Here is a 15,381-nt window from a genome sequence, read left to right as displayed (position 1 = left end):
GCACGAGGCAGGGGGAGCCGCTGCGAGGTCGCCGTATCACCGCGCCGTCAGCCGCACGGCACGGTGATACGGCTCGTCGGCCGATGGCCCGACCGGCCGTCCGCACCTCGACCACGGCACCCCATGAGGGCATACGGGAGCGGAGCCGCCACCCCGTGCGCCGAAGCAGGAGGTCGGCCATGAAGGTCCTGCCTTTCCTTCCACTGCTGCTGCGCCAGCCGTGTCTGCGCCGCACCTGGGTGTCATCGGCGCTGCTGAGAGCCACTGCACTGGAGCTGTTCGTGCTCGCCGGACATGTACTCCTCTATCCCGCGGGCATCGGCGGGGAGCGGCGGGACACGCCGCCCCGGTCCACCCGTCCGCCCACCGCTCCGGCCGGGACCCGCGCCCTGCCCACCGGGGACATCGAGCGTCCGCCGGTCGTGCTGCTGCACGGGTTCATCGACAACCGCTCCGTCTTCGTGCTGCTGCGCCGTTCCCTCGCCCGGCACGGCTGGCACCACCTGGAGTCCCTCAACTATTCGCCGCTCACCTGCGACATCCGCACCGCCGCCGAACTGCTCGGCCGGCACGTCGAGGAGATCTGCGCCCGCACCGGCCACCAGGAGGTCGACATCGTCGGGCACAGCCTCGGCGGCCTGATCGCCAGGTATTACGTGCAGCGGCTCGGCGGCGACCGGCGGGTCCGCACCCTCGTCACTCTCGGCACCCCGCACGGCGGCACCGCCGTCGCCCCCATGGCCAGCGCGCACCCGATCGTGCGCCAGATGCGCAGCGGTTCCGCCCCGATCGAGGAGCTGCGCCGCCCGGCGCCCGGCTGCCGGACCCGGTTCGTGAGCTTCTGGAGCGAGCTGGACCAGGTGATCGTCCCGGTGGAGGCGGCCTGCATCGACCATCCGGACCTCGATGCGCAGAACGTGCGGGTCAGCGGGATCGGCCACCTCGCGCTCCCGGTCCACCCGGCGGTCGCCGCCGGGATCCGGCAGGCGCTTGAATCCCCCGAGTCCGCCTCCGGTCTCATGGGAGCCACTTCGGTCGCCTGAATGACCGGAATCCTCACCGTTGCGGGCAGCCACGCCGCGGCGGGATGCGGTCAGCCGCGCGTTGACGCGTCCTGACACACCCGTAAATAGAACGCGTTTCGAACATAGGGCCAAAGCTCTGTGCACAGCCCGCCGAAAGACGGCCGATTGCCCGTTTCCTGTGCGGGCAAAACCTGCCGAAGATTGTCGGCGTCGCATACCGGCGGGTACAGTCGCGGCCACTGCTTTCCCCTGGGTCCTCTCACCGGGCCCCAGACCCAGGTCCTGCTGCCGAGGCGAGAGAGAAGTTGGTGAACGACCAGCACCCCCACGCCGGGCATGTCGGTTACGACAGCCACTCCACGGGCAGCTTCGACAACGACCCGCTCTTCGGCTCCCTCCCCGGCAGCTACGACAGCGGCACGTACGACACCACCGGCTACAACAGCGGCTACGACGCCGGACAGGCCGGGTACAGCGGCCAGTACGACTCCACGCAGTGGGCCACCGGCGCGCATCAGACCGCCGCGTACGACGCCCATGCCGCGTACGGGAGCCAGCAGCCGCAGCAGTACGACACCACCGCGACCTGGATGCCGGAAGCGCCGGGCATCCCCACGCAGGCCGGCACCCCGGACGCCTCGGGCCAGTGGGACACCGACGACTGGTACCGCAACAGCCAGTGGGAGATGGCCGCGACGGCCGCCTACGACACCGGCGCGTACGACGCCACCGCCTGGAACGGCGGCGGCGCGCCCGAACACCACCAGCAAACTGCGCAAACTGCGCAGGAGTCGTACGAGACCGAACAGGCCCCCTACGAAACGTACGAGACGTACGAGGACCAGGGTTCCTACGATCCGTACGAGCCCTACCGGACCGCGGAGACGGACGAGGCCGCGGAGACATCGGTGTTCGGCATCACCGGCACGGAGCACGATGCCACCGAGGACCCGGGGGCGGACCCCGCCCAGGACCATGCGGCGGACTCCACCTCCGACCACGTCCCGGACCACGCCGACATCCCCCGTCCGGCGAGCCGTCCCACCACTCGCGGCGGCGGTGGCGGCCGCGGCCGGCGCCGTACCCCCGCGAAGCGTTCCGCTCTCCTCACCGTCGCCGTCCCCTCCGCCTGCGTGATGAGCGTCGCCGGCATCGCCGCCGCCTCCGTCGGCGGGCTGGGCAGCGGCGAGGAGAAGCAGGACGACGCCACGTCGATGGCGGCCGCCGACCCCGGCAGCGTCAAGCCGGTGGCGGCCAACAACAAGCTGGACACCCAGCTCGCCAATCTCAGCGCCGACGCCGAGAACTTCGCGGACCGCGCCAGCCGCACCCAGGAACGCATCGACCTGAAGGAGCGGCAGGCCGCCGAGAAGAAGAAGCGCGAGGAGGAGGCGGCGCGCAAGGAGGCGCTGCGCCCCAAGTTCCTTCTGCCGGTCAAGGAGCACGGCCTCAGCGCGTACTTCGGCCAGGCGGGCGTCAACTGGATGTCCGTGCACACGGGGATCGACTTCCCCGTCTCGTACGGCACCCCGGTGATGGCCGCGACCGACGGCACCGTACGCACCCAGTGGAACAACGCCTACGGGAACATGGCCATCGTGACCATGGCCGACGGCACCGAGACCTGGTACTGCCACCTCAGCAGCACCAAGATCCGCTCGGGCCCGGTCAAAGCCGGTGACGTCATCGCCTACTCCGGCAACTCCGGCAACTCCACGGGCCCGCACATGCACTTCGAGGTCCGCCCCGGTGGCGGAGCGGCGGTGGACCCGCTGCCCTGGCTCCGCAGCCACGGCCTCGACCCGACCTGAGCGGCGGCCGGGAGACACGAGCCGGGCGGAGCGGGCAGGCCGACGTCGACGAGCCCGGCGCCGCAGCGACCTGACCGGCGTACTTCTGCGGACGCACGGACCCGGCCGCCCGGACCGTCATGAGCGCCACCCGCCCGGCAGGACGGCGAGCGCCCGCGGCCGGGTCGGGTCGCGTCGGGTCGGGTCGGGTCCTAGAGCTTCTCCACCGGCGCGTACCGCAGCAGCAGCTTCTTCGGGCGTTCGTCCCCGAAGTCGACCGTCGCCTTCGCCTGGTCGCCGATCCCCTCGACCGCCGTCACGGTGCCGAGCCCGAACTGGTCGTGCGTGACCCGGTCCCCGACCACCAGCGTGACCGTCGGCTTGTCCGAGGTACGCCGGGTCGCGAAGCCCGAGGGGCCCGAGCGGCTGCGCGACGAGGACAGCGACGAGGTGATCCCCGACGTCGGTCCGGCCGGGGCCGCCATCGGCCCGGTCCGCTTCCACGCCAGGTGCTGGTCGGGGATCTCCTCCAGGAACCGCGACGGCGGGTTGTACGAGGGCTGGCCCCACGCACTGCGCATCGCGGCCCGGGTCAGGTAGAGCCGCTCGCGGGCGCGGGTGATCCCCACGTAGGCGAGGCGCCGCTCCTCCTCCAGCTCCTTGACCTGCCCCAGCGCGCGCATGTGCGGGAAGACGCCGTCCTCCATGCCCGTCAGGAACACCACGGGGAATTCCAGCCCCTTGGCGGTGTGCAGCGTCATCAGCGTGATGACGCCGGAGCCGTCCTCGTCCTCGTCGGGGATCTGATCGGAGTCGGCGACGAGCGCGACCTTCTCCAGGAACTCGGCGAGCGTCCCCGCGGCCGCTCCCTCCGGCCCGTCGGACTCCCCCCGCTCCTGCTCGAATTCGAGGGCGACGGCGGCGAGTTCCTGGAGGTTCTCGATCCGGGTCTCGTCCTGCGGGTCCGTGGACGCCTGGAGTTCGGCGAGGTAGCCGGTCCGCTCCAGCACCGCCTCCAGCACCACGGCCGGTCCCGCGCCGGATTCGACGATCGTGCGCAGCTCCTCCATCAGCGTGTTGAACCGCTTGACGGCGTTGGCCGAGCGGGCTGCCATGCCGTACGCCTCGTCGACCCGACGGAGCGCCTGCGGGAACGTGATCTTCTCGCGCATCGACAGGGCGTCGATCATCGCCTCGGCGCGGTCGCCGATGCCGCGCTTGGGCACGTTCAGGATGCGGCGCAGCGGGACGGTGTCCTCGGGGTTGGCGAGCACCCGGAGGTAGGCCAGGATGTCGCGGACCTCCTTGCGCTCGTAGAAGCGCACACCGCCGACGACCTTGTAGGGCAGGCCGACGCGGATGAAGATCTCTTCGAAGACACGGGACTGCGCGTTCGTGCGGTAGAAGATCGCGACGTCGCCCGCCCTGGCGTCACCCGCGTCGGTCAGCCGGTCGATCTCGTCGGCGACGAACTGCGCCTCGTCGTGCTCGGTGTCCGCCACATAACCGGTGATCCGGGCACCCTCGCCCGCGTTGGTCCAGAGGTTCTTGGGGCGGCGGCTCTCGTTGCGTTCGATGACCGCGTTGGCCGCGGAGAGGATCGTCTGCGTGGAGCGGTAGTTCTGCTCCAGCAGGATCGTCTTCGCGTCCGGGTAGTCCTCCTCGAACTGGAGGATGTTGCGGATCGTCGCGCCGCGGAAGGCGTAGATCGACTGGTCGGCGTCGCCCACGACGCACAGCTCGGCGGGGGCGTCCGCCGGGCCGGCCGGGCCCACCAGCTCCCGTACGAGCGTGTACTGCGCGTGGTTGGTGTCCTGGTACTCGTCGACCAGGACGTGCCGGAAGCGGCGGCGGTAGTGCTCGGCGACATCGGGGAACGCCTGGAGCAGATGGACCGTCGTCATGATGATGTCGTCGAAGTCCAGCGCGTTGGCCTCGCGCAGTCTGGCCTGGTACATCGCGTACGCCTGGGCGAGGGTCTTCTCGAAGCCGTCGGCGGCCTGGCCGGCGAAGGTCTCCTCGTCGATCAGCTCGTTCTTCAGGTTCGAGACCTTGGCCGTGAACGACTTCGGCGGGAACCGCTTCGGGTCGAGGTCCAGATCGCGGCAGACCAGGGCCATCAGCCGCTTGGAGTCGGCGGCGTCGTAGATCGAGAACGACGAGGTGAAGCCGAGCCGCTTCGACTCACGGCGCAGGATCCGCACGCACGCGCTGTGGAACGTCATGACCCACATGGCGTTGGCGCGCGGTCCGACGAGCTGCTCGACGCGCTCCTTCATCTCGCCCGCGGCCTTGTTGGTGAAGGTGATCGCCAGGATCTGGCCGGGGTGCACCCCGCGCTCGGCCAGCAGGTGGGCGATGCGGTGGGTGAGCACCCGGGTCTTCCCGGAACCGGCCCCGGCGACGATGAGCAGCGGTGAGCCGGCGTGCACGACGGCGGCGCGCTGCTCGGTGTTCAGCCCGTCGAGCAGCGCGGCGGCGTCGACGACCGGACGGTGGGCGCCGTCCCGGTAGTACCCGTCCCGCGGCGGCGGAGGTGCGTCGAAGACGCCCGCGAAGAGATCCTCCGGCACCGCTTCGGGTGCGGAGTCCTCGGGGGGCGGCGGGGGCTCTTCCTCCGAGTGCTGGAGGCCGGCCAGGAAACTGTCGTCAAAGAGGCTGCTCATCGCCTCACGAGTCTAGGGCGCCGCACCGACACTCCGCGGCCGCATGGGAAACCGCGGACGGAAGACGCGCACGTACGGAGAGCGCGTGACCGCACCGGGTGAGAAAACCGGGGCGCGGACCGGCCGCGCCGCGTCCGCTCCGCCAAGGTCACGAAAATGTATCGGGCATATCGAACATCAACCTTCACAGCAGCACCACGGTTGGCTAGCGTGCTCGATCGGGCGGCCCGTACCCCCTTGAGGCGATCCACGCCGAGCGGGCCCCCACGCCGAATCCGGACCGCCCTCGCGGGAGTTCGGAACCGGGGACCCACACGCATCACCGGGGTGAATCGGTCCGCGTCCTCCACCGGGACCGTAGGGCAGCCTTCCGTTCCGCCCGAACCCGACAGCTAACCCGGTAGGCGGTCCACGGAAGGAGATGCCGGTTTTGGCATCGCATCGCAAACCGCGCAGCCGGGTACGCACCACCACCCCCGCCGTCGGGCTCACCACGGCCGCGCTGGCAGGTGTGACCCTGCTGTCCACCCAGAGCGCGCTGGCCGCCCCGGCCGCTCCCAGGCCCAGCATCGAGGACGTACAGAAGAAGGTCGACGACCTCTACCGGCAGGCGGGCACCGCGACCCAGCAGTACAACAAGGCGAAGGAGGCCTCCGCCACGCAGCGCGTCAAGGTCGACGCCCTGCTGGAGGACGTGGCCGAACGCGCCGACCGGCTGAACGAGGCGCGCAGGACGCTCGGCAGTTACGCGGCAGCGCAGTACCGCACCGGCTCCATCGCACCGATCGCGACCTTCTTCCTGGCCGACGACCCGCAGTCGTACTTCGACCAGGACCAGCTGATGGCACGGATGACCGCCCGGCAGCAGAAGGCGGTCACCGACTTCGGCACCCAGCAGGCAGCGGCCTCGGGGAAGCGCGCCGAGGCGGTGAAGAGCCTGGAGACGCTCACCGAGTCCCAGGACACGCTGCGCACCAGCAAGCAGGACGTCCAGCGGAAACTGGGCGAGGCCCGCACGCTGCTGACGAAGCTGACCGCCGAGGAGAAGGCGCGGCTCGCGGCGCTGGAGCGCAAGAAGGAGGCGGAGGCCAGGCGCAAGGCCGCGGAGCTGGCCCGGCAGCAGGCCGCCGCGAAGGCCGAGGCGCCGACGGAGGCCGCCGGAGGCGCCGGGACCGGTTCCGGCAGCAGCGCCACCACGAAGGCCGAGAAGGTCCTCGCCTTCGCGCGCGCCCAGATCGGCAAGCCTTACGTCTGGGGCGCGACCGGCCCGTCCTCGTACGACTGCTCCGGGCTGACCCAGGCCGCCTGGAAGGCGGCGGGCGTCGACATCCCCCGGACCACCTGGGACCAGGTGGAGATCGGTACCCGGATAGCGACGGCGGATCTGCGCCCGGGCGACCTCGTCTTCTTCTACGACGACATCAGCCATGTGGGGATCTACAAGGGCGACGGGATGATGATCCACGCCCCGAAGCCGGGAGCCAACGTCCGCGAGGAGTCCATCTACTACATGCCGATCTATGGCAGCGTGCGCCCGGCCTAGGGCGTGTCCGCCCACGGAACGCGTGAGCTCCTGCCGGATCGGGCAGGAGCTCACGCACGGACGGGGCCGGCTCAGGTCCAGAGGGTCGCGATGAAGATGTTGGCGACGGTCAGCCCGCCGACCGCGGCGAAGACGCCCTTCTCCACCCTCTCCTCGTCGCGCTTGACGTAGATCAGCGCGAGGATCACCACCAGGACCGCCAGCTTCACGCCGATCTTGATGTTGTTGACCGGGTGGTCGTCGGCCTGGTTGAAGCCGACCAGCGCGACCCCGGTGACCAGCATGGTCAGTGCCCCGTGCAGCATCGCCGGGACGAAGCGGGCCGTGCCCGCGCCCATCGCCTTCATCTGGGTCAGGAAGCCGCCCAGGAGGGAGGCGATACCGATGATGTGCAGCGCGACGAAGACATTGATGAGTACCTGCATGGAACCGCAGCCTAGCTGGGGCCATACCACCGCTCTCCGGCGAGGTGGGGCTTCCTCGGTCTTTCACTCGCGCCGGTACGAATTGCCTGGCTCCGCCGCCATCTCCCCGGTCACTCGACGACAACGCCTCGCCAAATTCAGGCAATAACAGTCATTACGACTCCTGCTCAAGGGCCGGGTTTAGCGTCCATAGCCAGGTGACCGGCTTCACCACCGCTCCGCACCCGGACGGCAGCCGGGCCACCCCGCCGAGAAAACCGGCGGCGGGCCGCTCCCCCTGTTGGCGTCCCGCCGCCGGACCCCGGTGGCCCGCCGGTAGGCCCCGACGGGCAGTCGACAGCAAGGAGCCCCGCCCTCGTGGCAGCGCATCGGAAACCCAGGCAGCGTCCCCGCACCGGCTCCGCCGCCCGCACCGCGGCCACCCTCGCGTTCGCCGGAGCCGCGACCGCCGCCGCACTGCCGGGCTCCGCACACGCCGCCCCACAACCGACCCCCGCCCAGGTCAAGGCCAAGGTGGACCGGCTGTACCACGACGCGGAAGTCGCCACCGAGCAGTACAACGGCGCGAAGGAGAAGGCCACCGCCGCCGCCAGGTCACTGGACGCGCTGCGCGACGAGGCCGCCCGCAGGGCCGACCGGCTCAACGAATCCCGTCGCGCGCTCGGTTCGCTCGCCGCCGCCGAGTACCGCAGCGGCGGCCTCGACCCCGCCGTACAGCTGTTGCTCTCCTCGGACCCCGACCAGTACCTGCAGCGGGCCTCCTACGTGGAACGGGCGGCCGACCGGCAGGCCGCCGAGGTCGACAAGGTGCGGCGACAGGTCGCCGAGATCGCCCAGCTGCGCGCCGAGGCGAAGGAGCAGCTGGCCACGCTCACCGCCCGCCGCGCCGACCTGGAGAAGCACCGGACGGCGGTCAGGACCGGACTGGCCGAGGCCCAGCAGCTCCTGGACACCCTGTCGCCGGCGGAGCGCACCGCGTACGACCGCTCGGACACCGCCCGCGGCGCCGGTCGCGCCGACCGCGGCGCCCCGCGGCTCGGCGCCGTCCAGGCTCCCAACGCCCGTGCCGCGGAGGCCATTTCGTTCGCCTTCGAGGCGCTCGGCAAGCCGTACGTCTGGGGCGCGACCGGCCCGTCCTCGTACGACTGCTCCGGGCTGACCCAGGCCGCCTGGCGCTCCGCCGGTGTCTCCCTCCCCCGCACCACGTACACCCAGATCAACGCGGGGCAGCGGATCTCCCGTTCCGAACTCGCTCCCGGAGACCTGGTGTTCTTCTACTCCGGTGTCAGCCATGTCGGCCTCTACATCGGCGACGGCGAGATGATCCACGCGCCGCGTCCGGGAGCACCGGTCCGGGTCGCCCCGATCGACGAAATGCCCTTCGCCGGAGCGACCCGGGTGGCATAGGCTCCGGGCGCCCCGCAGCCCGGAACCCCGCCGGGCCGGCCGAAGGAGAACCCGGTATGCCCTTGGACGCAGAGGTCCAGACCCACGCCCGTACACTCGCCCTCCGGTCGCCCGACCATCTCCGGGTCGGCCCGTTCACCTTCCGCCACAACCCCGGCTGGGAGATCAAGTACGCCAACTACGCGATCCCCGACCGTGACGCCGAACCCACCGCGGCCGAACTGGACGCCCTGATCGCCGCCTTCCGCGAGCGCGACCGGATGCCGCGCCTGGAGTACCTGCCCGGCTGGGCACCCGCGGTCGAACGCGCGCTGCTCGCCGCCGGTTTCACCGTCGAGAACCGGCCCCCCGTCCTGGCCTGCGTCCCCGGCGGCCTGCTGCCGACGAGGCCGGTGGACGGCCTCGCCATCGCCGAACCGGCCACCGACGCGGAGTTCGGCGCCGCCGCCCTCGTGCAGCACCACGGCTTCGGGGGAACCGGCGAGGCCGGGGGCGGCGAGGCCGCCTGGCTGCGCGCCGCGGTGGCGGGCGGCGGAGTGGCGGCGCTCGCCACGCTGGACGGTGTCCCGGCGGGCGCGGGCGGCTGCTCGCTCCCCGTCGACGGCCTCACCGAACTCTCCGGCCTCGCCGTCGCCGACGGCTTCCGCCGCCGCGGTATCGGCGCCGCGCTCTCCGCCCATCTGACCGCGACCGCGTTCGAGCGTGGCTGCCGTGTGGTCTGGCTGGAGCCGGGCGACGCCGACGTGGAGCGGATCTACGCGGGCGTCGGCTTCCGCAGGGTCGGCGAGAAGCTGAACATCTCGCTCGACCCCGACCGGTCGGCCGGCTGATCCGGAGCAGTCGCCGGGCCCGGCCCGTGGGAACCGGCCGCCGGGCCACCGGACTCGGACCGCCCTCGGGCCCGGGCCGGCCGGCGGCTCAGACCAGCCGCCGGGCCGTCGCCCACCGCGTCAGCTCGTGCCGGTTCGACAGCTGGAGCTTCCGCAGCACCGCCGAGACATGCGACTCGACGGTCTTCACCGAGATGAACAGCTGCTTGGCGATCTCCTTGTACGCGTAGCCGCGCGCGATCAGCCGCAGCACCTCGCGCTCGCGCTGCGTCAGCCGGTCCAGGTCCTCGTCGACCGGCGGCGCGTCCGTCGAGGCGAACGCGTCGAGGACGAACCCGGCCAGCCGGGGTGAGAAGACCGCGTCGCCGTCCTGGACCCGGAAGACCGAGTCGACCAGGTCTGCGCCGGTGATCGTCTTGGTGACATAGCCGCGGGCGCCGCCCCGGATGACACCGATGACATCCTCGGCCGCGTCCGAGACGGACAGTGCCAGGAAGCGCACCGGGTTCTCGACCGAGCCCATCAGCGGGGCGCAGCGGCGCAGCACCTCGACGCCGCCGCCGCCCGGCAGGTGCACGTCGAGGAGGACGACCTCGGGGCGGGTCGCCGTGATGACGGTGACCGCCTGGTCGACGTCGGCGGCCTCGCCGACGACCTCGACGCCGGTCTCCTCGGTGCGGCCGATCTCGGCCTGGACTCCGGTGCGGAACATCCGGTGGTCGTCGACGAGCACGACCCGTACCCGGCGCTCCGGGCCCCCGGTCGCTTCGGTGGTCTCGGTCATTCGCTCGCCCTTTCCATCTCCAGCTCGACTTCCGTGCCCCCGCCGGGCACCGAACGCAGCCGCGCCGTACCGCCGTTGCGCTGCATCCGGCCGATGATTGACTCCCGTACGCCCATTCTGTCCCCCGGTACGGAGTCCAGGTCGAATCCCGGGCCCCGGTCCCGTACGGAGACGAAGACGGTGCGGCCCTCGACCTCCGCGTAGACCTGCACGGCGCCGCCTTCGCCACCGTACTTGGCGGCATTGACCATCGCCTCGCGCGCGGCCTGCATCTGGGCTGCCAGCTTCTCGTCGAGCGGGCAGTCGCCGACGACCACGACCTCCAGCGGGACACCGTGCTTGTCCTCGACCTCGGCGGCGGCGCGCTTGACCGCTTCGGCGACGGTCTCCGGTTCGTCGTCCTCGTCCTTGCCGTTGCCCTCGGGGTTGTACAGCCAGTTCCGCAGTTCGCGTTCCTGGGAGCGGGCCAGTCTGCGGACCTCGCCCGCGTCCTCGGCGTTCCGCTGGATCAGAGTGAGGGTGTGCAGCACGGAGTCGTGGACGTGCGCCGCGACCTCGGCGCGCTCCTGGGCCCTGATCCGCATCAGGCGTTCCTCGGAGAGGTCCTGGGTCATGCGGACGAAGTAGGGGCCGGCCAGCAGCGCGATGCCGGTGAGGACGGCGATCGCCGCGGTCAGGACATTGCCGAGCTGCGCCGCCGAGCCGCGTACCACCATGAAGACGGCCAGACCGAGGCCGACCAGGGCGACCCCGGCCAGTGCCCGGGCCAGATGCAGCACCCGGCGGCGGCTGCCGACTTCCATCCAGCGGGCCCGCCGGGCGTTGTCGGCCTGCCGCCACACCAGGACGGAGCCCGCTCCGATCAGCAGCGTCGGCCAGATGTAACGGTCCGCCTTGCTGCCCATGTCGACGTTGCCGACGAAGACGACGGCCCCGACGAGCAGTGCGACAAGGGCGAAGACCTGCCCCTTGTCGGGCTTGCGGAGTCTGCGCCGGCCGTCGGGGGCGGTCTCGAAGACGGACCGCGGGGCGTCGACCCCGCCGACACCGAGCGGCACGACGATCCAGAACACGGCGTAGAGCAGCGCGCCGAGACCGTCCGCGAAGAAGAGCCCGAGGAAGACGAACCGCACCCAGGCGACGGGCAGCCCGAGGTGACCGGCGAGTCCGCGCGCGACTCCGCCGAGCAGCCGGCCGTCGGCGCTGCGGTACAGCTTGCGCAGCTGCGGCTCCTCCGGTTCGGCGTTGAGGGAGCTTGCGGCTCGGGTCGTGGCGGCTGGCATGGACCGATGGTCACACGGCCGGGCGGGCCGCGGCATCAGGGTCGGCCCCCACGCGACCCTGAGACGGCCGGACGGGCGTCCCGCCGGGTTCCGCGGGTTCCGGGGTCTCCCCTCGGGGTCCGCGGCGGCCAATATCAGGGTCCGGCCAGGGTCGGTGCGGGTCCCCTCGGTGCCGCCCGCCCGTCACCATGGACGCATGACCGTTCCGCAGGACGCCGGCCCCGGCGTCGCACCGCCTCCCGCACCGAGACCGCAGCTGCACCGCAGCCCGCGGCAGAAGATGGTGGCCGGGGTGTGCGGCGGACTCGGCCGGTACTGCGACGTGGACCCGGTGATCTTCCGGATCGTGCTCGGTGTCCTGTCGGTGACCGGCGGTGTCGGCCTGATCTTCTACGGCTTCGCGTGGCTGCTGCTCCCGCTGGAGGGCGAGGAGGAGAACGAGGCGCGCAGGCTGCTCTCCGGCCGGGTCGAGGGGGCGTCGCTGATCGCGGTGCTGCTCGCGCTGATCGGCTGCGGGCTGTTCCTCTCCATGCTGGGCAACGGCGGCACGCTGGCGTTCTCCGCGATGCTGACGCTCGCCGTCATCGGCTTCAGTGTCTGGACGCAGCACCGCAGGGCCGCTGCTCCCGAGGATCCGCTGCGCCCGGCGGCCGCGCAGGCGGTGGCGGACGCGCCGCCGGAGGTGAAGGCGCCGCCGTCGCCGGGCAGCCCGTCCTGGTGGCGGGATCCGATCATCAAGGACGGCACCTCGGGGCCGGTGGGCGCCGGCTACCTGTGGGGGCCGGCGGGCGCGGCGGACGGCGGCGCGACGGCGCGTCCCCGAGGGGCGGCGGACGCCCCGTACCGCGCGCCCGGGCGGGTGCGGGCGAACCGGGGGCCACGCTCGATCGGCGGTCTCGTGCTGCTGTGCGCGCTGGCCGCGGGCGGTCTGGGCACCGGACTGAGCTGGGAGACCCATCCGTTCGGTACGAGCCTGCAGTTCGGGCTGGCCGCGGCGCTCGCCGTGTTCGGTGCCGGGATGGTGGTCAGCTCGTTCCTCGGCAGGACCGGGTTCGGCACGGTCCTGCTGTCGATGATCACGGCGGTGCTGCTGGCGGGGGCGACCGCGCTGCCGAAGGACATCAGCACCCGGTGGGTGCGTGAGGAGTGGCGTCCGGTGGCGGCGGCCGGGGTCCGGCCGGGTTACGAGCTGGACTCCGGCGTCGGCACGCTCGATCTCACCGGGCTGCCGGTCCCGAAGGGCGACACGGTCCGGACGGGGGTGCGGGTCGGCGCGGGCCGGGTCGCCGTCGTCGTGCCTCCGGCGGTGACGGTCCGGGTACGGGCGGAGGCCGGGATCGGTGCCATCCGGCTGCCGGGCGATCCGCCGGACGATGTGGACGTCGGTCCCTCGCGGAACGCGCACCGGACGATCGCCCCGCCCGCGGGCGTGACGCCGGCCGGCACGGTCGAGCTGGATCTGGAAGTCGGTATCGGACAGGTGGAGGTCATCCGTGCTGCGTCATGAGATCCGGCCGGGCCGGGCGGTCGCGGGCATCGCGATGCTCGCCCTGGCCACCGGCTACGCGGCGGACGCGGCGGGCGTCTGGGACGCCCCCTGGGTCTTCTTCTTCCCGGTGTTCTCCGGCGGCCTCTGGCTGGCCGCCACGACGACGTGGATCAGCTACCGGATCCGTCGCCGCCGCGACGCGAGGAGGGCGTCCAGGGAGAACGACGCGGCGCCGCCGAGCACCAACGGCAGCCAGGCCATGAGGTAGACCAGGTCGTTCCCGAAGTAGTACGGCGTGACCTGCCAGCTCACCGTCAGCCACAGGCTCAGCGAGATCAGCGCCCCGCCGAGCGCGGCGAGCCGTGCCCACAGTCCGATCAGGGTGCCGATGCCGACGGCGAGCTCGCCGAGGGCGATGGCGTACCCGAAGGCTCCGGGGCCCTTCAGCGCGAGGTCGACGAGGGCGGGGATCGCGGCGGAGTCGCGGACCGCGTGCATCGCCGCGCCGATGGATCCGGGACCGTCGGCGCGGAAGAAGGAACTGTCCGTCAGTTTGTCGAGCCCGGCATAGATGAACGTGACGCCGAGAAAGATCCGCAGCGGCAGGAGAGCCTGCTCCCGCGCCAGATCCCGTATGTTCCTCGCCTCACCCAGACCGCGCGTATTCATGCCATACCCACCCATAGCGAACTCACCTTCCGTCGACCCGTCACCAGACCATACGTAAGCCGCGAACAGGCTGCTCAACAGCCCTGCGGTTGGTTCGGGCGCGGCCGGTGACACGCACCCGGTCCGCCGGTCCGGCGCGGGCCGGTCAGTCCGTGACGTCGATCTCGACCCGGTTCGTCTCCACTCCGGCGGCCGTCACGACCTGGACGTCCACCCGCCCGGGTTCCACCTCCACCGGCACCGGCACGACGAGCACGGTGTCGGCCGGGTTGGCGAAACCGCCGGCCACCGGGACCAGTGGCACGTGGACGTGGACCCGGCCGATCCGGACGACCATCCGGGCCAGCCGGTCCGGGGCCCCGGCGCCGGGCGGCACGAAACCCGCGCCGCGGATCTCGATGTCGTCGCCGGTCCGGATCGGCGCGTCCAGGTCCCCGGCTTCCCGGGCCCGCACGACGGACAGCACGACCGGGCGCCCGCCCTCCGCGTACTTGCCCGCGAAGTACGTCGCCGCGGAGACGGCCACCAGCAGCGCCAGCCCCCAGGGGAGATCGGGCAGCTGATCGGGCCGGCGGGCCAGCCGGACCGCGGCGAAGAGCACGGCGACCGCGCTCACCAGCACGTACTGAACATCGGTGAAGGTGCCGCGCCCGGAGTCGTCGGTGAGCAGATCGGCGGCGCGCGGCCGGTCGGCCCGCAGCTTCTGCAGGCGCTGCGCGAGGACGCGTACCGTCACCACCCTGCGGACGAGCACGGCGATGGCGCACACCAGCGCCAGCACGGTGAGCACCCCGGCGCCGCGTGCCAGGTCCAGCCCGTCGATCAGCGCGTCACGCTCCGCATGGCCGGAGGCACCCGCCAGTTGCAGCGCGAGGACGAGTACGGAGAAGACGGCGAGCAGCACCCAGGCGACTGCGACCGCCCGGGAGGTGGACAGCCGGTTGTCCTCGCCGATCAGCGGGGCGAGGACGCCGCCGCGGGACCGGTGGAAGCGGGCGGCGCCGGTCAGCAGCCCCGCGGTGACGAGTCCGGCGACCAGACCGGCGGTACGGGCGGTCGACCAGCCCGCGCCGATGGCGGTGCCCGCCTCACCGACGACCAGCACGGCGACGCTCCCCCAGACCGCGATCAGGGTGCGTGTCCAGACCTGGTGGAGCCAGGCGTCGCCCGCTTCCCGGCTGCGTTCGGCGACCGTGCGGGCCGACTCGGTCAGCTCGTCGGAGACCCACTGCCGGGTCGCGGACGTCGACTGGGCGACGCCGGCCGGCAGCCCCTGGCCCGCGGCGAGTCCGTCCCGCTTGGCCAGGAAGGCGGCCACCGCGCGCCGGTGCCCCTCGCGTGCTCCGTGCGGGCAGTCGCCGCACGTACAGCCACCGCCGTGCGTGCCTTGTCGTGCCTCGTCCAACGCCACGGAGAACGCCGCCCTTTCCCGCCCGGGTACAGCCAACTGACCACTGATTTCTGCGAATT

At 72.0% G+C, this 15,381-nt stretch carries 13 protein-coding genes and 1 riboswitch; of the genes, 7 read left to right on the top strand and 6 right to left on the bottom strand.

Going from position 1 to position 15,381, the window contains the following annotated elements; genetic code table 11:
- Positions 1-179: 179 nt before the first annotated feature.
- Together ACFVXE_RS13980 and ACFVXE_RS13975 are read left to right on the top strand one after the other, a co-directional pair.
- A complete protein-coding gene (locus ACFVXE_RS13980) occupies positions 180-1,043 on the top strand; it encodes an esterase/lipase family protein (protein WP_389671367.1) in 864 nt (287 codons plus the stop codon).
- 290 nt (positions 1,044-1,333) lie between these two features.
- The gene (locus ACFVXE_RS13975) at positions 1,334-2,836 is read left to right on the top strand and encodes a M23 family metallopeptidase (RefSeq protein ID WP_389671366.1); all 1,503 of its coding nucleotides are present in this window, start codon (positions 1,334-1,336) and stop codon (positions 2,834-2,836) included.
- A gap of 191 nt (positions 2,837-3,027) precedes the next feature.
- Here the strand turns inward: ACFVXE_RS13975 and pcrA are convergent, their stop codons facing one another.
- On the bottom strand, positions 3,028-5,481 hold the full coding sequence (pcrA, locus tag ACFVXE_RS13970; protein WP_389671365.1) for a DNA helicase PcrA: 2,454 nt from the start codon (positions 5,479-5,481) through the stop codon (positions 3,028-3,030).
- Between the two features lie 257 nt (positions 5,482-5,738).
- Positions 5,739-5,904: riboswitch (cyclic di-AMP (ydaO/yuaA leader) on the top strand.
- On the opposite strand from pcrA, the gene ACFVXE_RS13965 reads away from it, so the two are divergent.
- Positions 5,903-7,024 (top strand): NlpC/P60 family protein, encoded by a 1,122-nt coding sequence (locus tag ACFVXE_RS13965; protein WP_389671364.1) that lies wholly within the window; start codon positions 5,903-5,905, stop codon positions 7,022-7,024. Its footprint overlaps the riboswitch before it by 2 nt.
- A gap of 71 nt (positions 7,025-7,095) precedes the next feature.
- Here ACFVXE_RS13965 and ACFVXE_RS13960 read toward each other — a convergent pair whose 3' ends face one another.
- A complete protein-coding gene (locus tag ACFVXE_RS13960) occupies positions 7,096-7,449 on the bottom strand; it encodes a hypothetical protein (protein ID WP_389671363.1) in 354 nt (117 codons plus the stop codon).
- Positions 7,450-7,806: 357 nt separating this feature from the next.
- On the opposite strand from ACFVXE_RS13960, the gene ACFVXE_RS13955 reads away from it, so the two are divergent.
- Both ACFVXE_RS13955 and ACFVXE_RS13950 read left to right on the top strand, forming a co-directional pair.
- On the top strand, positions 7,807-8,856 hold the full coding sequence (locus tag ACFVXE_RS13955) for an NlpC/P60 family protein (protein ID WP_389671362.1): 1,050 nt from the start codon (positions 7,807-7,809) through the stop codon (positions 8,854-8,856).
- Positions 8,857-8,912: 56 nt separating this feature from the next.
- Positions 8,913-9,686: a GNAT family N-acetyltransferase gene (locus ACFVXE_RS13950; RefSeq protein ID WP_389671361.1), complete on the top strand. Its 774-nt coding sequence runs from the start codon at positions 8,913-8,915 to the stop codon at positions 9,684-9,686.
- Between the two features lie 88 nt (positions 9,687-9,774).
- Here ACFVXE_RS13950 and ACFVXE_RS13945 read toward each other — a convergent pair whose 3' ends face one another.
- Entirely contained in the window at positions 9,775-10,470 is a 696-nt protein-coding gene (locus ACFVXE_RS13945; RefSeq protein ID WP_389671360.1) for a LuxR C-terminal-related transcriptional regulator, read from the bottom strand.
- Positions 10,467-11,753, bottom strand: a complete 1,287-nt coding sequence (locus ACFVXE_RS13940) for a PspC domain-containing protein (protein WP_389671359.1) — start codon at positions 11,751-11,753, stop codon at positions 10,467-10,469. Before ACFVXE_RS13940 ends, ACFVXE_RS13945 begins: the two co-directional genes overlap by 4 nt.
- 196 nt (positions 11,754-11,949) lie before the next feature.
- Between ACFVXE_RS13940 and ACFVXE_RS13935 the strand changes: the two genes are divergently transcribed.
- Both ACFVXE_RS13935 and ACFVXE_RS13930 read left to right on the top strand, forming a co-directional pair.
- Entirely contained in the window at positions 11,950-13,260 is a 1,311-nt protein-coding gene (locus ACFVXE_RS13935; RefSeq protein WP_389671358.1) for a PspC domain-containing protein, read from the top strand.
- The gene (locus tag ACFVXE_RS13930) at positions 13,247-13,510 is read left to right on the top strand and encodes a hypothetical protein (protein ID WP_389671357.1); all 264 of its coding nucleotides are present in this window, start codon (positions 13,247-13,249) and stop codon (positions 13,508-13,510) included. Before ACFVXE_RS13935 ends, ACFVXE_RS13930 begins: the two co-directional genes overlap by 14 nt.
- Here ACFVXE_RS13930 and ACFVXE_RS13925 read toward each other — a convergent pair.
- Both ACFVXE_RS13925 and ACFVXE_RS13920 read right to left on the bottom strand, forming a co-directional pair.
- Positions 13,417-13,926 carry a DoxX family protein gene (locus tag ACFVXE_RS13925; RefSeq protein WP_389671356.1) on the bottom strand — a complete coding sequence of 170 codons (510 nt, stop codon included), beginning with the start codon at positions 13,924-13,926 and terminating at the stop codon, positions 13,417-13,419. The genes ACFVXE_RS13930 and ACFVXE_RS13925 overlap by 94 nt on opposite strands.
- A 130-nt stretch (positions 13,927-14,056) precedes the next feature.
- On the bottom strand, positions 14,057-15,322 hold the full coding sequence (locus tag ACFVXE_RS13920; protein ID WP_389671384.1) for a hypothetical protein: 1,266 nt from the start codon (positions 15,320-15,322) through the stop codon (positions 14,057-14,059).
- Positions 15,323-15,381: the final 59 nt, after the last annotated feature.

This window comes from Streptomyces sp. NPDC058231, assembly GCF_042882275.1.
Taxonomy (GTDB): Bacteria; Actinomycetota; Actinomycetes; order Streptomycetales; family Streptomycetaceae; genus Streptomyces.
This window is presented reverse-complemented; position numbering and strand designations above follow the sequence as displayed.